At 68.9% G+C, this 17,748-nt stretch carries 15 protein-coding genes and 8 pseudogenes; 14 read left to right on the plus strand and 9 right to left on the minus strand.

Annotated features, from left to right (window positions below):
- Positions 1 to 11: 11 nt before the first annotated feature.
- Together OG395_RS00740 and OG395_RS00745 are read left to right on the plus strand one after the other, a co-directional pair.
- Complete coding sequence (locus tag OG395_RS00740; RefSeq protein WP_327241150.1) at positions 12 to 584, plus strand: hypothetical protein; 573 nt, start codon at positions 12 to 14, stop codon at positions 582 to 584.
- Positions 585 to 654: 70 nt separating this feature from the next.
- Positions 655 to 1,230, plus strand: coding sequence for an amidohydrolase family protein (locus OG395_RS00745; protein ID WP_327241151.1), 576 nt, complete (start codon positions 655 to 657; stop codon positions 1,228 to 1,230).
- Between the two features lie 78 nt (positions 1,231 to 1,308).
- Here OG395_RS00745 and OG395_RS00750 read toward each other — a convergent pair.
- A pseudogene (locus OG395_RS00750) lies at positions 1,309 to 1,464 on the minus strand (sugar ABC transporter permease); the annotation flags it as partial.
- Between the two features lie 392 nt (positions 1,465 to 1,856).
- Between OG395_RS00750 and OG395_RS00755 the strand changes: the two are divergent.
- Both OG395_RS00755 and OG395_RS00760 read left to right on the plus strand, forming a co-directional pair.
- Positions 1,857 to 2,432: a hypothetical protein gene (locus OG395_RS00755; RefSeq protein ID WP_327241152.1), complete on the plus strand. Its 576-nt coding sequence runs from the start codon at positions 1,857 to 1,859 to the stop codon at positions 2,430 to 2,432.
- A 142-nt stretch (positions 2,433 to 2,574) separates the two neighbouring features.
- On the plus strand, positions 2,575 to 3,060 hold the full coding sequence (locus OG395_RS00760; protein ID WP_327241153.1) for a hypothetical protein: 486 nt from the start codon (positions 2,575 to 2,577) through the stop codon (positions 3,058 to 3,060).
- Between the two features lie 11 nt (positions 3,061 to 3,071).
- Here the strand turns inward: OG395_RS00760 and OG395_RS00765 are convergent, their stop codons facing one another.
- Entirely contained in the window at positions 3,072 to 4,130 is a 1,059-nt protein-coding gene (locus OG395_RS00765) for an IS630 family transposase (protein ID WP_327241115.1), read from the minus strand.
- Between the two features lie 104 nt (positions 4,131 to 4,234).
- Between OG395_RS00765 and OG395_RS00770 the strand changes: the two genes are divergently transcribed.
- The gene (locus OG395_RS00770; protein ID WP_327241116.1) at positions 4,235 to 4,855 is read left to right on the plus strand and encodes a plasmid pRiA4b ORF-3 family protein; all 621 of its coding nucleotides are present in this window, start codon (positions 4,235 to 4,237) and stop codon (positions 4,853 to 4,855) included.
- Positions 4,856 to 5,214: 359 nt separating this feature from the next.
- Here the strand turns inward: OG395_RS00770 and OG395_RS57935 are convergent.
- Positions 5,215 to 5,325, minus strand: a pseudogene (locus OG395_RS57935) (IS5/IS1182 family transposase); the annotation flags it as partial.
- A gap of 294 nt (positions 5,326 to 5,619) precedes the next feature.
- Entirely contained in the window at positions 5,620 to 6,480 is an 861-nt protein-coding gene (locus OG395_RS00775; RefSeq protein ID WP_078641296.1) for an enoyl-CoA hydratase/isomerase family protein, read from the minus strand.
- A 154-nt stretch (positions 6,481 to 6,634) separates the two neighbouring features.
- Here OG395_RS00775 and OG395_RS00780 point away from each other — a divergent pair, with 154 nt between their 5' ends.
- A complete protein-coding gene (locus tag OG395_RS00780) occupies positions 6,635 to 7,252 on the plus strand; it encodes a TetR/AcrR family transcriptional regulator (RefSeq protein ID WP_327241154.1) in 618 nt (205 codons plus the stop codon).
- A 316-nt stretch (positions 7,253 to 7,568) separates the two neighbouring features.
- Positions 7,569 to 9,173 (plus strand): annotated as a pseudogene (locus OG395_RS00785) (DUF4158 domain-containing protein); the annotation flags it as partial.
- Between the two features lie 137 nt (positions 9,174 to 9,310).
- Here the strand turns inward: OG395_RS00785 and OG395_RS00790 are convergent.
- Positions 9,311 to 10,630 carry an IS256 family transposase gene (locus OG395_RS00790; RefSeq protein ID WP_442818489.1) on the minus strand — a complete coding sequence of 440 codons (1,320 nt, stop codon included), beginning with the start codon at positions 10,628 to 10,630 and terminating at the stop codon, positions 9,311 to 9,313.
- 143 nt (positions 10,631 to 10,773) lie between these two features.
- On the opposite strand from OG395_RS00790, the gene OG395_RS00795 reads away from it, so the two are divergent.
- The 3 genes and pseudogenes from OG395_RS00795 to OG395_RS00805 form a co-directional block, all read left to right on the plus strand.
- Positions 10,774 to 11,430 carry a hypothetical protein gene (locus tag OG395_RS00795; protein ID WP_327241156.1) on the plus strand — a complete coding sequence of 219 codons (657 nt, stop codon included), beginning with the start codon at positions 10,774 to 10,776 and terminating at the stop codon, positions 11,428 to 11,430.
- A gap of 27 nt (positions 11,431 to 11,457) precedes the next feature.
- On the plus strand, positions 11,458 to 11,835 hold the full coding sequence (locus tag OG395_RS00800; protein WP_327241157.1) for an integrase core domain-containing protein: 378 nt from the start codon (positions 11,458 to 11,460) through the stop codon (positions 11,833 to 11,835).
- Positions 11,836 to 12,114: 279 nt separating this feature from the next.
- A pseudogene (locus OG395_RS00805) lies at positions 12,115 to 12,446 on the plus strand (site-specific integrase); the annotation flags it as partial.
- Here OG395_RS00805 and OG395_RS00810 read toward each other — a convergent pair.
- The gene (locus OG395_RS00810; RefSeq protein WP_327241158.1) at positions 12,409 to 13,653 is read right to left on the minus strand and encodes an MFS transporter; all 1,245 of its coding nucleotides are present in this window, start codon (positions 13,651 to 13,653) and stop codon (positions 12,409 to 12,411) included. The pseudogene OG395_RS00805 and the gene OG395_RS00810 overlap by 38 nt on opposite strands.
- 102 nt (positions 13,654 to 13,755) lie before the next feature.
- Here OG395_RS00810 and OG395_RS00815 point away from each other — a divergent pair, with 102 nt between their 5' ends.
- A complete protein-coding gene (locus OG395_RS00815) occupies positions 13,756 to 14,841 on the plus strand; it encodes a helix-turn-helix domain-containing protein (RefSeq protein WP_327241159.1) in 1,086 nt (361 codons plus the stop codon).
- A gap of 280 nt (positions 14,842 to 15,121) precedes the next feature.
- Here the strand turns inward: OG395_RS00815 and OG395_RS00820 are convergent.
- Together OG395_RS00820 and OG395_RS00825 are read right to left on the minus strand one after the other, a co-directional pair.
- Positions 15,122 to 15,532: pseudogene (locus OG395_RS00820) on the minus strand (ISAs1 family transposase); the annotation flags it as partial.
- Positions 15,533 to 15,827: 295 nt separating this feature from the next.
- Positions 15,828 to 16,142 (minus strand): annotated as a pseudogene (locus OG395_RS00825) (transposase family protein); the annotation flags it as partial.
- A 36-nt stretch (positions 16,143 to 16,178) separates the two neighbouring features.
- Here OG395_RS00825 and OG395_RS00830 point away from each other — a divergent pair.
- From OG395_RS00830 to OG395_RS00840, 3 genes and pseudogenes are all read left to right on the plus strand, one after another.
- Positions 16,179 to 16,325 (plus strand): hypothetical protein, encoded by a 147-nt coding sequence (locus tag OG395_RS00830; RefSeq protein WP_327241161.1) that lies wholly within the window; start codon positions 16,179 to 16,181, stop codon positions 16,323 to 16,325.
- 68 nt (positions 16,326 to 16,393) lie between these two features.
- Positions 16,394 to 16,732 carry a TetR/AcrR family transcriptional regulator C-terminal domain-containing protein gene (locus OG395_RS00835; protein WP_327241162.1) on the plus strand — a complete coding sequence of 113 codons (339 nt, stop codon included), beginning with the start codon at positions 16,394 to 16,396 and terminating at the stop codon, positions 16,730 to 16,732.
- 151 nt (positions 16,733 to 16,883) lie between these two features.
- Positions 16,884 to 17,368 (plus strand): annotated as a pseudogene (locus OG395_RS00840) (transposase); the annotation flags it as partial.
- A 48-nt stretch (positions 17,369 to 17,416) separates the two neighbouring features.
- On the opposite strand, the pseudogene OG395_RS57940 reads toward OG395_RS00840, so the two are convergent.
- Positions 17,417 to 17,683 (minus strand): annotated as a pseudogene (locus OG395_RS57940) (IS110 family transposase); the annotation flags it as partial.
- Positions 17,684 to 17,748: the final 65 nt, after the last annotated feature.

Below are 17,748 nucleotides of genomic sequence, written 5' to 3' on the forward strand. Positions count from 1 at the left end.
TCGCCGACCTGATGCCCCACAGGCGCTCGCCGGGCCGGGTCCTGGTCGTCACGCTGCTCGTCGTGACGGCCGGGTACCTGGCCTGGCGGGTCGCCGTCCTCGCGGGCCTGGAGGCCCACTTCGGCAGCGGCTTCGACGAGCAGCGCTTCAACCGGCTGCAGCAGGAGTACGACCGCCGCGAGGGCGCCTTCGCCCGGGCCGACGCCCGGATGCGGAAGCTGATCGCGGAACACCCCCGCGCCGAACGCATCGACTGGAGCCGGTACCGGACCTGCGTCCGCGAGCCCGGCCGCCCCTCCGACACGTGCACGACGACGCCCCCGCGCGACCAGAAGGTGTACGACGCCCTCTGGGGCGTCAGCGTGATCCTCTACCAGCCCAAGGACGAGGGCCGCACGTTCTACCGCTTCTACCACGAGGACCCCCCGCGCTACACGATCATGCGCGCCCCCGAGGACACCGCGGAGGAGGCCGAGGAGTACGCGGACGCCCACGGCTTCCGCTCCACCCGCCCCCTCGGGCCCGGCTGGACGATCCTCGGCCCGATCGACGACATCGGCCGCGAGGAGAAGCAGTTCCCGTAGGAGGGCTCGCGGAACGCTTCGCCGGGAAGCAGCAGGGAAGCAGCAGGCACGAGAGGAGACCCCCACCCCCGTGAACACGTTACTGATCACCGCCGACCGTGTCATCGCAGGCCCCGCGGACCGGGTGACCGCCGACGGCGCCGTGCTCGTCGACGAGAGCACCGGCGCCGTATCCGCCGTCGGCCCCGCCGCCGAGCTGGACGCGACGGTGGACCCCCAAGTGCCCCGCCTGCGCTGCCCGGGCGCGACGGTGCTGCCCAGCATGACGGACTGCCACGTCCACCTCGCCTTCGACTCCGGCCCCGACCCCATCGGCACGACGGCGCAGGCCACCCCGGCAGAGCTCTCCGCAGGCATGGCGGAACGCGCCCGGCAGCTCCTGACAGCCGGAGTGACGACGCTGCGCGACCTCGGCGACCGCGACGCCCTCGCGGCCTCCCTCCGCTCCGCCATCACCTCCGGCGCCCTCCCCGGCCCCCGCATCCTCACCGCGACCGCCCCCCTGACCTCGCACGGCGGCAACTGCGGCTTCCTGGGCGGCGAGGTCACCACCGACGACGACATTCGCGCCCGCATCGCGCACAACGCCTCGCTCGGCGCCGACGTCATCACGACGATGACCGGAACTTCAGCCCCTGCGCCGTAACGCTCGGGCGCTCCATCCAGACCGGGCGCTCGGCGTGGCGGCGGTCGCGGCGCAGCAGAGCCGTAAAGGAAGCGGTGCTCATCGATAGACCCCCTGCTCGCCGAGGCGGTGTGCGACCTTGTTCGCGAGGTAGATGAGGACGAAGCCGATGACGCCCTTCATCAGGCCGGCCGCGGTGGACATGCCCCAGTCGCCATCGACGACGCCGTGGAAGTAGAGGTAGGTGTCCACGACCCGCTGGAACAGCTCCCATAACTCATCCGGCACCAGCCGCTGAACCAGGTCCATGCCCCGCAGCGTAGCGACGATCACACCAAATGAGACCAGCTCTTAGTGCTGTCATCTGCCATGACACCGGATGGTGTCAGCTCTGCGGCAGACAGCGCGGCTTCTTTTCCGCGGAACGATCGCGCCGATCTGCGAAGCAGGCCGACGAGCCGGGTGGGCAGCGCAGGGATGCTGCCGCTCTTTCGGTTGAAGTGAACGAAGCCAAACCCACGGGCTACTCTGCCTCAAGAGGAGGAACCTCCCTCCGGTTCCCTGGATTTCTCCTCCAGGAATCCGCGAACCCGTCGGCCTGACGGTGGGAGGAGCTGCGGCAGGTCCCGCAGGCCGGGTGGCACGGCATGGCCAACTGGATCAAGGCGCTGCTGGTTCTCGCCGGAGTGTGCGCGGTCATCATCCTGCTGGACACCGCGGGCGACATCTTCGATGCCGCCCTTCACCGCCTGGCCGACGCGGTTCCCGCCACGCAGGTTGGCACCAGCGGCTCAGACGATTTCTGGGGTGTGGTCGACAACCCGATCCGCTCCTACATCGCCCAGCACACCGCCGGCCTCACCGATAGCGGATCCGCCGTCTACACCTTCTGGCAGCTGACGGGCCTGTTCGGCCTGATCGGCGGCCTCATCGGCAGCACCGGCGCCCGCATCACCTGGACCGTGTGGGGCGCGGCCAGCATCGCCGCAGTGTGGGGCGCCACCCCGGCCGACGACCGCACCATCGCCACCGGATTCGCCGTCCTCGCCTGGACCCTCGCCTCCACCCGCGCCCTGCGCGGCCTGAGCCTGCGCCCCGTCATCCACAACTTCCCCCCGACCTCCCCGGCCTTCCAGCCCCAGATCGAGATCCGCATCCCCGCCCAGGCCACCCCGCCCACCGACGACACCCCCGACAACATCCACCCGCTCCACCAGCGCTGACCTCCGGCCGCTCTGCCTGGTCCTCGCCCACCCGTTCGCGGTTGGCGAGGACCGGACAGACACCTCAGGGCTTTAACTCGTCAAGCTTGGGCGCTCAGGCCGCTATGTAATCTGGCGATCTGTTCGAACGGGAGGGCGGGACGTGGCCAAGCTGGTAGAGAGGGCCGTCATGGAGGTGCTTCGTGACGGGGGCAGCGAGACGATCTGCCTGTACGTCGCCGCCTGCACCGAACGCATGGCACCACTGTTCATGGGCTTGCGAGCGAACACACCGGGGCGGGAATCCGACCTGGACTTCTACGCGGAGTCCGTACGCGACCTCTGGCATGCCGACCGGCCGCTCGCCGACACCGCCGAGCGCGTACGCCTGCTGGAGCAGTTCCCGGAGCTTCAGCCGAACGAGGAGGGGATCACCGATGTCGCCGACACCTACGCCTTCTTCGCTGTCCTCACCTTGCGGTATGCCCTGCTAGCCCATGGCACGGGAGACGCTGATGACGCGGTGTCCTGCGGCCATGTGGCGCTCACCGCGATGGGGATGCTGGACCAGAACGTGGCGGGGGCCAGCCTTCTTGCCGAGGAGCAACGGCTCCAGTCCTTGTTGCTGACTAGTGCAGCGCCGCACTGATCCTGCGGGGGTCAGGTGGCCTTGAGTGGGGTGCCGTCGTAGGTCCATCGGAAGGGGCGGGCTTCCTTGTCGTAGGCGAGGGTGAACTCGCGGATCTGGTCGATGAGGTCCTGGCGTGAGGTGAACTCGCCTCGTCGCAGCAGTCGGCGGGCCAGGATCGAGAAGAAGATCTCGACCTGGTTCAACCATGAGGCGTGCTTGGGCGTGTGGTGGACGGTGAACCTCGGGTGGGCCGCGAGCCAGGCCCGCGTGGCCTTCGAGACGTGTGACGATCCGTTGTCGAGGACCAGATGGATCGCCAGGGCAGGGTCGATACTCCCGTCCAGCAGTCGCAGGAACCGGATGAAGGTGACGGAGTCGTTGCGGGCGATGTCCTCGACCAAGACCTGTCCGCTGTGCACGTCCAGGGCCGCGACGATGGACGCGGTGCCGTGGCGTCGGTACTCGAACTCGCGGCGCTCGGCATGGCCGGGCCGTACGGGCCTGGTGGGGTGGCGACGCGAGCGGGCCTGCATGGCGGTCTTCTCGTCCACGCTGAGCACGACCGACCCGGGCGGGCGATGCAGGTAGAGGGCGCACACCTCGGCGGCCTTGACGTGGAAGTCCGGGTCGTCGGGGCGGGTGAGCCAGCCGCGGACGAGGTGGGGTTTGAGGTCCAGGTCGGCCAGGATCCGCCCGACCTGGGAGGCGGAGATCTCGTGGGCAGCAAGGGACTTGGCGATCGACTTGTGGGTCCATTGACTGTCGGGGGCCGGTTTGGCGGAGGTGACCGTGGCGACGATCGCAAGGTGCACCTCGGGCCCGTACCGACGCGGGCGGCCCGGCCTCCTGCGGTCGTCCAGAGCGGCCATGCCCTCGTGGTGGAACCGCTTGCGCCAGCGTCGCACGGTGGCGATGTGTAACCGGTGGCTGCGAGCGATGGCCGCGTTGGAGACACCGTCGGCGGCGGCCAGGGCGACCTCGGCTCGCTGGATGCGCCGCAGCGGCGCGGTGCGCGAGCGGGCCAACTGCTCCAGAACCGCGCGCTGGCTCTTGTCCCAGACCACCGTGAACGGGCTGTGCGCTGGCATGACCCCACCCCTGGATTCGACGAGCGGCGGTCATTGTCGCGCGGACGAACGGGGTCAGCGGCGGACGGCCTCGCGGGAAGGGGGCCGGTGGCAGGATGACGGCCATGGCGAATACCAGGCGCGCGAAGCCGATCTCCCGCTCCCGGACGGCACCCGGAAAGGTCGTCCACAAGATCAAGGTCACCCTGCGTGGCTCCCGGCCCCCGGTCTGGCGCCGCCTGGAAGTGCCGTCGGGCACCACGCTGCAGCAGCTTCACCACCTCATCCAGGCGGCCTTCGGCTGGGAGGGCTACCACATGTGGGCCTTCGAGACCCCGCAGGACCGCTATGGAGTCGCCGACCGTGAGTTGGGGATCCGCAGCGCGGCATCCAAGCGACTTGACCAGGTCGCCCCGAGCGTCGGCGACAAGCTCAGCTACACCTACGACTTCGGCGACGACTGGGAGCACGACATCCTCGTCGAGGCCATCACCGACGCCGAAGCGGGTACCCCCTACCCACGCTGCCTCACCGGCCGCCGTGCCTGCCCGCCCGAGGACTGCGGCGGGATGTGGGGATACGAGTACCTCATCGAGATCCTCGCCGACCCCGGCCACGAAGAACACGACGAACGGCTCGAATGGCTCGGCCTCGACACCGCAGACCAGTTCGACCCCGCCGCCTTCGACCTGGCAGAGGTCAACAGCGCACTGTCCGGCTTCGCAGCCATCCTGATCGAGAACTGACGCTCCACCATGCAGCATCGATCGCCCCAGCCACCACGGCAGGGGCGATCCTGACCCTCGCAGGATCAGTGCGGCGCTGCACTAGTGATGCAGGAGGTCTGTGGGACGCGAGCGTCACGGCAGGACGGGAGAGGTTCCGTGCCGTACTGGGCCGCCTGCCCCGCTAGGCGGGACGCGGGGAACGGCCATGCCGGATCGTGCGCTAAGCCGGGTCCGGCGTCGCCTCCGCGTCGGCGTCCGGGTCGCCGGGCATCCACACAGGGCCGTCGTACTCGGCTCGGGCCAGGGTGTTGCCCTCAGCGTCGAGCAGGTGCAACACGTTGTTCGCGGCCTGGTCCTGCCAGTCGTACTGGTGCCGGGCGGTGTTGCGGAAGCGGGCGCTGTCCGGGCTGGGCCGGCGGGGGTCCGGGCAGCAGGACCGCGAATTGGTCCCAGAGCGGCTCGGTCAGCCATGATGGAAGCGCAGGCACAGGTCTCCTCGGTGATCACAGAGCGTCACAACTCCGTGATCAACGAGACCTGTGCCCGCTCGGCTACCTACCTTCCCAACCGCGCCTATCCGCGCGGCCGAACAGCGTTGTCAAGCTTACGGCTTTGCGCTATCCACTCCCCTGCCCGCCGTTTCCGGCGCTTCAGCCGGTCGTGTTCCCGACAGGCCCGGCGAACCAGGGTGGTCGACCTGACCACTCGACAACGCGCGTGCCGGCAATGGCTGAGGAACTCTTCCTACGGAGCCTCTGCACGGATGGCGAGAGCTTGGGCACTCAGATGCTGTTGGCGATGCGCTCGTGGTCCCGTTCGCCCTCGCGGGTCTGGATACCAGCGGCGAGCAGCTTGTGGGCGAGCTCGGTGACCTCATCGCCGAACGCCGCGAACAGGCCCTCGTTCTCAACGGCGTACGCCGCACGCGGAATCGGCTGCGCGACCGCGTCGACCGCAGCCTTCGTGATGGAGATCACCTCCGGCCGGAGGCCGGCGATCCGTCGGGCGAGGGTGTCGACGAAGGAATCGAGTTCTGCGGCGGGCAGGGCACGGTTGATCAGGCCGTACCGTTCCGCGAGCTCCGCGCCCACGAGTTCGGCGCCGAGGATGAGCTCCAGCGCGCGGGCCCTTCCTGCCAGGCGCGTCATGTTCACCGTGCCGCCGCCTCCGGGGAGGATCCCCATCAAGGACTCCGGCTGCCCCTGCCCCGACTTGCCGATCGCCGCGAATCGCATGTCCAGGTACATGAAGAACTCGTTGCCCGCGCCGCGCGCGAAGCCCGCCAGCTTGCCGATGGTGACCTGCGGCAGCGAGCGGACCTCCTCGCTCATCGCCTGGAGGATGTTCAGGCCTTCCGGGACGGTCGAGCCCGGCGCGGCCGCGATCGCAGCGCGAGTGGCTGCAGGCAGCGCGTCAGGGTCGGTGAGGTAGGCCATGTCACCGTGCGCAACGAAGAACTCCGGGTCAGCACTCTCGAAGACAATGACGCGGACGTCGGCGTCGTCCCGCACACGCGCGACGAATGCCCGGAGTGACGGCAGGAGGACCGCGTCCATCAGATTGAGCGGCGGGTGATCGATTGTCACCGTCGCGACCCCGTCCGAGACGTCGATCGTCAGGGCGGGAAGGTCTTCGTAGCTCATGAGGTGGCTCCATTTCGCAGTAAGGGACGGCCCGTGACCGGGCCGCCGGCTGGGGACAGCGTCGCGAATCTCAGCATCGCAACTGACACTGAGTATCAGGTTAGAAACCTGTATCCAAAGAAGCAAACGAGTGTGTCGGAGTACACTCGTCCCCATGAGCGCAGCGCCAGTCGGTACCCGTGAGATCAGCCGCCACGCGGTGCGAGCAGAGCTGGCCCGCGTCGCGTTCAACCGGTTCTGCCTCACCGGCTTCAACCAGGTCACCTTCACCGACCTCTCCGAAGCCGCCGGAGTGTCGCGGAGCACCTTCCTGCGCTACTTCGGCACCAAGGAAGACGTGGTCCTGTTCGTCTTCGACCCTGTCGGTGACGTCATCACTGACGCGCTCGATGCCGAGCGGGCCAACCAGGACGATTGGAGCAGGCTGCGCAACGCCCTGGAGTCAGCCGTGAGGTTCCTCGTGCGCGACGTCCAGGAACTCGTGACGATCCTCGGCCTCATCGAGCAGACCCCAGCCCTGTGCGCACGCCTCCGCGAGAAGCAGGCTGAATGGCGACCAGAGATCGTCGCCCGACTGCAGAAGACAACCTCCTCGACCGACGGGTCATTGGTCATCGCCAACGTTCGCGTAGCGGCGGCGCTCGAAATCTTGTGGATCGTCCTCGGGCAATGGAGTGCGAGCGACGGCCAAGAGGACCTCGGCAAACTGCTGGACGCTGCGTTCGCCGCCTTCTCGACCCCGGCATGCCAGCAGACGGACGCTCCGTTGTAAAGGGCCGAGGCGGCGGCTTCCTCGGCGGTGCCGAAGCGGCCGAAAGGAGTGGTCGATCCGGCGGCGGTGATCGCGTCGTCGGAGTCCAGCTCCGGCCGCGAGTGCAGGAGTGGGGTGTCGATCCGGCCGAAGCGGACGGTGTCCACGCGCAGCCGTGCGGGGCCGCCGAGGCCCCCATAGCGCCTATCTGGGGCTTGAGGAACATCTGTGTCAGATCGTGCGCTAAGCCCTCCGGGCGTTGATTGGCGCTTTGACCTGGTGTGATTGCGTACCGGAGCCTTCGCGGGTCGCTGTAGTCGATCTTCGGAGAGTTGTTGTGGCGGTCGAGTTTCTGTCGGGTGAGCAGGCTGGGTACGGGGCGTTTGTCGGGGCGCGGTCCCGTGCGGAGTTGGAGCGGTACTTCTTCCTGGACGACGCGGACCGGGATGTGGCGCAGGCCAAGCGGCGTGCACACAATCGGCTCGGATACGCGGTCCAGCTCACGAGCGTGCGCTACTTGGGCCGGTTCATGCCGGATCCGCGGCAGGTGCCGGCGGAGGTGGCCGAGTATCTGGCCGAGCAGCTGGAGATCGAGGACCCTTCGTGCCTGAAGGAGTACGGCGAGCGGGACGGGACGGCCCGCAGCCACGCCGGGGAGATCCAGGAAGCCGGGGGCTGGCGGGACTTCACCGAGGTCTCGGCCGAACTGGGTGAGTGGCTCGATGCGCGGGCCTGGACGACCGGGGACGGGCCGAAGGCGTTGTTCGACGCGGCGGCCGGGTGGCTGCGCGAGCGCAGGGTGCTTCTTCCCGGGGCGAGCCGCCTGTCAAGGCTGGTAGGTAATGTCCGGGAGGCGGCGAACCAGCGACTGTGGGACACCCTCTACGGGCTGCTGAACACCGGGCAGCGGGCGGTGCTGGACTCGCTGCTGACGGTGCCGGCCGGTTCGCGGGTCTCGGAGCTGGACCGGCTGCGGCGCGGGCCGGTGCGGGTGTCGGGTCCGCAGATGAAGTGGTCGCTGGATCGGGCGGAGGAGATCGCCGACCTGGGCATGGGTGAGCTGGACGTGTCGGGGATACCGCCGCGCCGGCTGGCTGAGCTGTCGCGGTACGGGGTGGATGGCAAGGCAACGCTGCTCAAGCGCCACAACGACGCGCGCCGGCTGGCGACCCTGCTGGCCACCGCGGTGCACCTGACGACGCGGGCGGTCGATGACGCCCTGGATCTCCTGGAGGTGTTGATCGCCACCAAGCTGCTGGCCAGGGCCGAGCGGGAGACGGCCAAGGAAAAGATGAAGACCCTGCCGAGGGTCGAGCGGGCCGGGGCGAAACTGGCGACCGCGTTCCAGGTCGTCTTCGACACCACCTCCGAGCAGGTCGACACCGACACCGGCGAGATCAGCGCCCCGAAAGTGGAAACGTTGGCGGCGATGTGGGAGCAGATCGAGGCGGTGGTGCCACGCAGCGAGTTGGCCGCCGCGATCGCCGCACTGTTCGAGCTGACGCCGCCGCTGGACTCCGATGCGGACCAGGCATGGCGGGCGATGCTGGTTACCCGGTTCGGCACGGTGCGGCCGTTCCTGAAGCTCCTGATCAAGGTCGTGGACTTCGGCGCGACTCCGGAGGGCGCCCCGGTGCTGGCCGCGCTGAAGTCGCTGCCGGAGCTGATGGGCCGCAAGAAGGTGGGACCTGCCGAGATCGACACCGAGCTGTTGGCCGGGTCCTGGCGGCGGCTGGTACTGGCCGCGCCGAACCTTGAGCCGGGGTGCGTGGACTGGAAGGCGTACGTGTTCTGCGTGCTGGAGCAGTTCCACCGCATGCTGCGCAGGCGGGAGATCTTCGCGAAGAACTCCTCTAAGTGGGGCGACCCGAGGGCGAAGCTGCTGGCCGGCGGGGCATGGGAGCAGGCCAAGCCCACCGTGCTGGCATCCCTGGGCCTGCCTGTCCCGCTCGAAAATACGATTTCGCGGCTGTGGCCTGCACGTTTGCTGAGAGGTTGTCAATTCCTTTGTGTATGTCGTGATGCGTGTTCTTGCTGGTCGGGCCCGTGGGGTGGTTACTGAGGGTGATCTTGCTGGGGTCAGAGGGGGAGGCGGTCAGGGAAGGCGAGCATGAAGTGGTTCATGGCGCGCTTCCAGCCGAGGGTGCCGGTGCCCCGGACGCGGCCTTGGGGGATGGGGCCGTCGCCGTCGATGTGCCGGCCCTCGATGCGGCGGATGCCGAGGTAGAGGAGCTTGATGGCGGCGTCGTCGGAGGGGAAGTGGCCGCGGGTCTTGGTGATCTTGCGGAGCTGGTAGTTCAGGGATTCGATCGCGTTGGTGGTGTAGATCACTCGACGGATGTCGCGGTCGAAGGCGAGGAAGGGGATGAAATCCTCCCAGGCCCGCTCCCAACTGGCAATCAAACCAGGGTAGTTCTTGCCGTAGTTCGCCCTCAGCTCGTCCAGGGCGGACAGCGCCTCGGACTCGGTCGCGGCCGTGTAGATGGGTTTGAGGGCGGCGGCGACCTTCTTGCGGTCGCTGTAGGAGACGTACTTCATCGACGCCCGGATCAGGTGGGTCACACAGGTCTGGACCAGGGCTTTGTCCCAGACGGTGTTGATGGCCTCGGGCAGGCCGGTCAGGCCGTCGCAGCACACGATCAGCGCATCGCGCAGGCCGCGGTTCTTCAGCTGGCTGAGCACGTTCAGCCAGAACTTCGAGCCTTCGGTGTCCTGGATCCAGATGCCCAGGACGTTCTTGATGCCGTCGACGTCGACGCCGATGACCAGGTGGGCGGACTTGTTGGTGACCATGCCGCCGTCGCGGACCTTCACGCTGAGTGCGTCGATATAGAGGATGGGATAGACCTCGTCAACTGGCCTGTTCTGCCAGGCAGTTATCTCATCGGCCACCACATCAGTGATCTTGGAGACCAGGGCCGGGGAGACCTCGGAGCCGTAGACCTCCTTCAGATGCGCGGTGATGTCGCGGGTGGTCATGCCGCGGGCGTAGAGGGACAGGATCATGTCGTCGACCTGGGCCAGGCGCCGTCGCCCCTTGGGCACGATGACCGGCTCGAAGGCGGCCTTGCGGTCCCTGGGCACGTCCACCGTGACCGGCCCCGCCGTCGTGGTGAGTGTCTTGGGGAAGCTGCCGTTGCGGGAGTTCCCGCTGCCCCGACCGGCCGGGTCGCCGGCCTCGTAGCCCAGGTGGTCGGCCATCTCGACCTGCAGAGCCCGCTCCAGGACCGCCTTCATCATCTGCTGCAGCAGCCCGCCGGCCCCGTCGATGCCGACCCCGGCCTCCTCCGCGTCCGCCAGCATCCGGTCGATCGCCGCAGGCGACAGTGCCCCCGCCAGGCGTCGGGCGGCCTCCTCACGGCTGTCCATGGGCGCGGCCTGCGGGCTGATCTCGTTCATCAAGTCACTCACTGTGTGTCACAAACTCCAGGTCAGGACGGGCCCGACCAGCACCCAGCAAGACCATCACTTACACATAGGAGTGAACACCCTCTTTGCTGATCCTGGCGACAAGGCCTCGACTGGCCTGCGACGATCTGCGGATGTCGCTGTCGGTCGTCGCCACGCTCGTCCGGAATCTGATCACCGTGCCCGCTGCCGTACTGCGCAGCCGTATGGCCAAGGATGCGGAAGTTCTCGCGCTCCGGCATGAGAACGCGGTGCTGCGCCGGCAGACCGCCCGGGTCTGCTACGAGCTCGCCGACCGGATCTGGCTCGCCGCATTCTCCCGGCTGATCCCGCGCGAACGCCGGCGCCAGGTCTTCGCGGTCACCCCCACCACATTGCTGGCCTGGCACCGTCAACTCCTCGCCCGCAAGTGGGCGTTCATCCAACGCCGCCGCCCCGGCCGACCCTCCACCGCGCCCGCCGTCAAGCAGCTCATTCTGCGCCTGGCCCGCGAGAACAGCACCTGGGGCCACCACCGCCGGATTCAGGGCGAACTCGCCCGCCTGGGCTACGCGATCGCCCCGTCCACAGTCTGGGAGATCCTGCATGCCGCCGGCATCGACCCCGCCCCGCAGCGCTCCGGGCCGACCTGGCGCCAGTTCCTCACCGCCCAGGCCCACGGCATCATCGCCGCCGACTTCCTCCACCTCGACACCGTGTCACTCAAGCGCCTCTACGCCCTGGTCGTCATCGAGCACGGCACCCGGCGCCTCCACCTCGCCGGCGTCACCGCCCATCCCACCGCGCAATGAACCGTCCAGCAGGCCAGGAACCCCGCCGTGATCCCGGACCGCCCCATCGACTCGCTGCGATTCCTCCTCCGGGACCGGGACAGCAAGTACACCCACGCCTTCGACGCCGTCCTCGAGGCCGACAGCGTGGAGATTCCGCTCAGCCCACCACGGACACCCAAAGCGAACGCGATCTGCGAGCGAGTCGTGGGCACCCTCCGCCGCGAGCTCCTCGACCGCATGCTCATCTACAACGAGACCCACGCCGTGAAAGCACTGACCGAGTACATCCAGCACTACAACGGACACCGTCCCCACCAATCCCGCCAGCAGCTACCCCGGACAGCGACCAACCGTCCAACCCGGCCGCCATCACCGACCTCCAGACCCACCAGATCCGGCGACAACCCATCCTCAAAGGATTGATCAACCAGTATCACCGCGCCGCCTGACCAAACGACACCACCGCAGCTCACAGCACCGAATCGTATTTTCGAGCGGGACAGCAACGGCTTCGACGCGCAGGACTGCCTTCTTGCCCGCGTGAGCCCCGGCGCCACCGAGGTGTGGGTGCCGCCCCGGATCCAGCGGATGCCCGGCGGATGCACCGTCGGCAACGCCCTGGACCCGAAACCGCCACCGCATTGAACGGGGTGCATGGCTCCGGCGAAAAGCCGCCTGCACCTTCCACGCCGCCTCCACGATGTCGCCCATCGCCGCCCCGGGCCTGGCAAGGTCGTCAGCCCGCGCGGCATATGCCCGGACACCGGGCTTGCCCGGCTCTCCTACGGCCAGGCGCGCGCCCTGCTGGACGAGCACACCGCACTTCGGGGGCCGGGCACAGGCTGGGATCTGCACGAGTACCGCCACTCCTCGCTGACCTACCTCGGCGAGCAGGGCGCGTCCCTGTTGATGCTGATGGCGAAGTCCCGGCACAAGAGAGCGGAGAACGTCCGCCGCTACGTCAAACCGTCACCAGAGGCGAGGCGATTGCCGAGCTCACAAGCCTGCTCGCTCCCGGGGGCAGCAACCGCTGAGCCGCGTTCCTTGATCCTTCTCGGTGGCAACGGCGCCAGCGGAGAGGAGTGTCGCGGCGGCGAGGCTGCCCCAGAGGGCGGCTGGGCCGTGGGGTGCGAGCGTGGTGATGACCGCCGGGGAGACGGCGAGGCCGAAGCCCGTGGAGAGCTGGAAGCGAGCGAGGGTGCGGCCCAGGACATGGGCCGGGGCGAGTGCGGTGACGAGCGCGGTGGCGCTGCCGGCGTAGATGATCTCGCCGACCGTGCAGACCACGGACACCGTGGCGATGGCCGGGGTACCCCAGCCGTGTCCCAGTGAGGTGGCCGCGAGGAAGCCGAGGTAGGACGCGGCCAGCACCACGCCAGAGAGGGCCAGCACGGTCCGCCGGGAGAAGCGGGACATGAGGACGGTGACCGGCACCTGCAGGGTGACGACCAGCGCCGTGTTGGCCACGAAGACGGCTGCCGGCCACGCCGGGGACGCGTGGAGCTGCGTCACCAGGACCAGAGGGAGCGCGATCTCGGGGACGTTGAGGCAGAAGACGTAGACCACATTGGCGACAAGTAGCGCGAGCATCCGGGGTGCGGGCTCATCGTCCCGGTCCTTGGCCGGGGCGGCCTCCGCTGGATGTGCGTGCACGTGGACCGACCACGCCAAGGCGGCTGCGGCAAGGTAGGCGAGCGCAGTGACAGCTGCCAGCGCCCGCAGTGCGGTGGTGCCGCCCGCCAGGCATACGGTGGCAAGGAGTGCTCCGACGCCCAGGGCGGCGTTGCGCAGGGCGCGGGCCCCTGCGAGGGCGGTGTCGCGTTCTCGGCCGTGGGCGACCGTGGCCACGAGCGCGGCGTGGGCGGCCGGCCATGCCTGGTTGCCGATGCCGAGGAAGAGTGCCGCCGTCGCGAAAAGCCAGACGTGCCCCGCTGGGGCGGCCAGCAGCAGCGCCACGCCCAGCACCCGCACCAGCATCGACGCCGCCACGACCGTGCTGCGTGCGCCGCGGTCCAGCCATCGGCCCACTGCGGGCATGCACACCAGACCCGCGACGATGCCGACCGTCATGGCGGTGCCGGTGACCGGAGCGGACAGCCTCAGTACCGTCACGCCGTAGAGCAGTAGAAAGGGCCGCAGCAGGCCGGTGCCTAGCGCGTCCACGGCCAGGGCGACGGCATAGCGGGGGCCTCCTGAGGCGCGGACGAGGGCGCGGGGCTGGATTCTGGTGATGGTTGCCATGGCGTCAGACGGTGCGTTCGGCCGCTGGGGCAGGGCACGTCGGTTGACGCACATCGTCAATCGACGCCGTCGCCAGGTTGTCCGGGCGGTGATGATGAGGGGATGACGCTGAGGATCGACATCAGCGGTCTGCCGTCCGAGCGAGTGCGGTTCGCCGCCTCCCCGCTGGCCGAGCTGACCGCGATGCTGCACGTGCTGGCCGAACCCGGTCACCATCCGCAGTTCGCCGGCTGGGCCGCGGACGTCTGGGCCGGGCTGCGGCCGGAACTGGCCGAGCGGCTCAGGGAGGCGGAGTTCCTCTGGCGTTCCTCACAGGCAGACTTCCTGATCCCCGCGCGGCCCCGGCCGACCCTCGCCGAGGAGCTGGACGACGTGGACCGGATCGACGACGAGACGTATGTGACCGCCGCGCTCGTCACCACGTGCGGCAGCAACCGGGTCCATTTCCCCGGGGCGTCGCCGCTCACCGACACGACAGCGCGCGAGCGGGCCCTGGACGTGGCCCAGGCCCGCGGCGCGCCGCAGGAGGCCTTCGCGGAACGGCTGCTCGCGGACCCGGCCGCGGTGCGAGCGCGGGTGCGCCACACCCTCGAAGAATGCGTCGGAGCCTTCTTCGACGGCGCCTGGGCGGGCGTCGCGGTGCAGCTCGCCACCGATCTGCGACTGAAGAACGAACTGCTCAGGCGCCACGGCGTCGGGGCGGCACTCGCCTCGGTCTCCGGCGCGGTCACCCTGGCACCGGACGGCGACTGCATCATCGTGGACAAGGTGCAGGACAAGGCGACCGCCGCCCGTGGCGCCGGGGTCACCTTCATCCCCAGCGTCTTCGGCCGCCCGCACCTGGTGGCGGTCCACGCGCCCGGGTGGCATCCGGTGGTGCAGTACCCTGTCGCCGAGCTGAGTCCGGCTGATCCGGTCTCTCTGGAGACGGTCACCCTCCGGCTGGAGGCGCTCGCGCATCCGGTACGGCTGCGGCTGCTGCGCACTCTGGCCCGCGGCCCGCACACCACCGGCGAGCTGTCCCACTTCTGGGAACTCTCGCCCCCGGAGGTGTCCCGCCACCTTGCCGTCCTGCGCCGCGCGGGCCTGCTCACGGCTCGGCGGCACGGTCGTTACGTCCGTTACACCCTCAATCTGCCCGATCTGGCGGCGTTGGGCACCGACCTCCTGTCGGCCGTACTGCGCTGAGTAGCTTCCGACTATCAGAACGCGGGCGACCACCGCCTTCGCAGCATCATCCGACTCGGCAGGCCGCCGAGCAGTACCGGCGCCAGGGCTTCGGCGTAGTCGGCGGGCGTCCGTTTCGTGATCACTTGAGCCCGAGCAGGGCGAGCGGGCGGTCCGCGTTGCGGGCGTTGTGTCGCAGAGCGGCGGCGATGTTGGTCGCGCCGGCCAGCCGCAGGGCGCCTATGGCGAGGTTGCGCCAGGTGGCCATCGCGCGGGGCGCGTTGCCGGTTCGCAGCTGCGAGGCGTCTTCGGCGAACGTGGTGTCTCTGACGTGGTGCAGGGCCTCGATCTGCCAGTGGTCACGGATCAGGGTGGCAAGCTGGGCGGGGTTGGCGTGCTCGGCGGTGAGGCTGGTGACGGCGTAGACGGTCCTGATGGTGGTCTTGCCGGTCTTGCGGTCGGTGCGGCGGCGCTTGACCTGGACGGCTTGCCGGGCTCCGGGGAAGAGCAGGCCGTTGACCGTGGCCACCTTGATCCGTCGGATCTCCGAGCGTCCGTGGCCGGTGCCCCTCACCCGGCCCTGCAGCGGGATCTCTGTCCACGGAAGGGATTTGAGCTGCTTGCGGAGCTTCTTCTGGTTGCCCTTGACGATCACGATGTAGTGGGCTTCGCGACCGAGGATGTAGTCGGCGTGCTCGCGCTGGGTGTGCATGGCGTCGCTGGTGACGACCACCCCGGCCAGGTCGGGTCTCCAACAGCGGCTGGAAGCAGGTGATTTCGTTCGTCTTCTCCTGCACGTCCAGCTGGGCCAGGACCAGGCCGGTGGTGTGCTCCAGGGCTGCGAGCAGGTGGATCCTGCGGCCGTTGGCCCTGGCCGCTCCGCGCAGGCTCTTGCCGTCGACCGCCAGGCCGCGCAGCCGGCCCTCGGCTCGGTTGCGGCGGTCGGCGAGCCAGCGGCCGACCGCCAGGTCCAGCGTGTCGCCGTCGATCCGGGCCAGCAGTCGTCGAACCGTTGTTTCCGCAGGCAGAGACCGTTTGGGGAACAAGGGATCGAGTCGCATGCCGACTTGTTCCAGCACGTGGGGCGGAGCGTCGGCGATCCATTCGCCGACCGCCAGCAGCGACGTTGCCCCGGCCAGCACCGCGCAGGCGGCCAGGGCAAGAACGCCGACCAGCGCGTGGCGCACTCCGCGGGGATCACGCGGATCGGGCACCTGGGTGAGGCGGTCCAGCAGTCCGGGCACTTCTTCCGGCGCGGCCTCGGGATGCTCGCGAAGTTGGTCAAGGGCAGGCGGGATCAGCGATGATGCTTCGGCAGGCACGGTCTTCCAGACAGGTCACGGGGCGTCGAGAACTCCATGATCTTGGAGGCCGTGCCTGTTCCGCTCTCCCCGGCCGACCAGACCGTCATGAACCGGATGCCCGTCGACTACGCCGAAGCCCTGGTACCGGCGCGACTGAACGCCCCCAGAGGTTCGTGCGCACCGACGGCACGCACCGGGTGACGGCTCCTGCGGGTGTCGTGGGAGGAGCAGACTGCCCACACCGTGACGGTGTATCAACCCCTGGTCCGGTGGCCGCTGCCCACCCCCTGCAGGCCGCGGCCGCCGTCTTCACCTACGTCCTCGGCCACGCGGCTAGCGCCGCCGCGACCGCCGCACTCACCCGGAGACTCAACCAGGGCCGCGTCACCACCGAAGCACAGTTCCAGGACGCCATGACCAAGGCGCAGGAGATCGCCATGCACTACCCGCGCCTGCGCGCCCGGCTGGACACCCAGGCGGCCGCCGAATATGCCGCTGCCCCCGACAGGACCTTCGAGTTCGGCCTCCAGGCCCTTCTGGACGGCCTGGCGCATCACCGTATGAACCCTGCTTGGGCATCGTCTCCAGGGTGTCCACTCGCCACCTGAAGCGCTCAGCCGCCGACTGAGGAGCTCAGTCACACCAACTCAAATGCACAGCCCGACAGATCCAGTGCTCATCCGCCATCTGTAGTGCTCAGTCTCATGCGGGGGGTCTGTACGGTAACCGGTGTAACTCCCGAGCTGGAAGCGACAGTTGATGACTGACGTGATGAGTGACATCAAGGCCGGGGAGGCCGCCGTGGGTGCGCTGGATGTGTGGATGACGGTCTGGTTGCCGAACTGGTGGCCCGGGCCCAGGCCGGCGGAGTGAAGCTGAACGGCGAGGGCGGCCTTCTGGCGGAGCTGACGCGCAAGGTGCTGGAGTCCGCGCTGGAGGGTGAGCTGACCGACCACCTCGGACACGAGCCCGGTGAACGGGTCGAGGGCGGCCGGGAGAATTGCCGCAACGGCCACCGGTCCAAGACCGTGACCACCGAGGTCGGCCCGGTGGAGATCACGGTGCCGCAGGACCGGGCGGGCACGTTCGAACCGCAGCTGGTCAAGAAGCGCCAGCGGCGCCTGGGCGGCGTGGACGAGATGGTCCTGTCCCTGTCCGCGAAGGGCCTTACCCACGGCGAGATCTCCGCCCACCTGGCCGAGGTCTACGGCACGGAGGTCTCCAAGACCACCGTCGATGGGATCGGACTTGCCGATCCTGCGGCGCTCGGCCTTGTCCGGCCGGTTGACCTCGATCACGGTCAGGCCGGCCTTGCGGGCCGCTCGCGTGAACCCCGAGCCGTAGGACGATGTGCCTTCCACCCCGACGGAGACGACAGTGCCATGAGCGGCCATGAACGCGATAGCAGCCGTGTATCCAGCGGCCGTTGTGGGGAACTCAGCGTCGGCGAGCTGCCCGCCGCGGTCAGTCACCACGGCGACGTGGATGGTGTCGGCGTGGGAGTCCACTCCGCCGATCACCACGTGTTCGACGACGGCTTCGGTGTCCGTTCCTGTCATGCTGGAGATGCCTTCCTGACCGGAGATGGCTCCGGCCGGGCGGGGCAGACAGGACAGTGATGGGG

The organism is Streptomyces sp. NBC_01320 (assembly GCF_035974375.1).
Classification (GTDB): Bacteria; Actinomycetota; Actinomycetes; order Streptomycetales; family Streptomycetaceae; genus Streptomyces; species Streptomyces yanii.

Excerpts from the sequence above, each read along its gene's own strand:
- OG395_RS00740 (WP_327241150.1), top strand. The coding sequence starts at position 12 with ATGCCCCACAGGCGCTCGCCGGGCCGGGTCCTGGTCGTCACGCTGCTC.
- OG395_RS00755 (WP_327241152.1), top strand. The coding sequence starts at position 1,857 with ATGGCCAACTGGATCAAGGCGCTGCTGGTTCTCGCCGGAGTGTGCGCG.
- OG395_RS00765 (WP_327241115.1), bottom strand. The coding sequence starts at position 4,130 with ATGCCAGCGCACAGCCCGTTCACGGTGGTCTGGGACAAGAGCCAGCGC.
- OG395_RS00770 (WP_327241116.1), top strand. The coding sequence starts at position 4,235 with ATGGCGAATACCAGGCGCGCGAAGCCGATCTCCCGCTCCCGGACGGCA.
- OG395_RS00775 (WP_078641296.1), bottom strand. The coding sequence starts at position 6,480 with ATGAGCTACGAAGACCTTCCCGCCCTGACGATCGACGTCTCGGACGGG.
- OG395_RS00780 (WP_327241154.1), top strand. The coding sequence starts at position 6,635 with ATGAGCGCAGCGCCAGTCGGTACCCGTGAGATCAGCCGCCACGCGGTG.
- OG395_RS00790 (WP_442818489.1), bottom strand. The coding sequence starts at position 10,630 with ATGAACGAGATCAGCCCGCAGGCCGCGCCCATGGACAGCCGTGAGGAG.
- OG395_RS00795 (WP_327241156.1), top strand. The coding sequence starts at position 10,774 with ATGTCGCTGTCGGTCGTCGCCACGCTCGTCCGGAATCTGATCACCGTG.
- OG395_RS00810 (WP_327241158.1), bottom strand. The coding sequence starts at position 13,653 with ATGGCAACCATCACCAGAATCCAGCCCCGCGCCCTCGTCCGCGCCTCA.
- OG395_RS00815 (WP_327241159.1), top strand. The coding sequence starts at position 13,756 with ATGACGCTGAGGATCGACATCAGCGGTCTGCCGTCCGAGCGAGTGCGG.
- OG395_RS00830 (WP_327241161.1), top strand. The coding sequence starts at position 16,179 with ATGATCTTGGAGGCCGTGCCTGTTCCGCTCTCCCCGGCCGACCAGACC.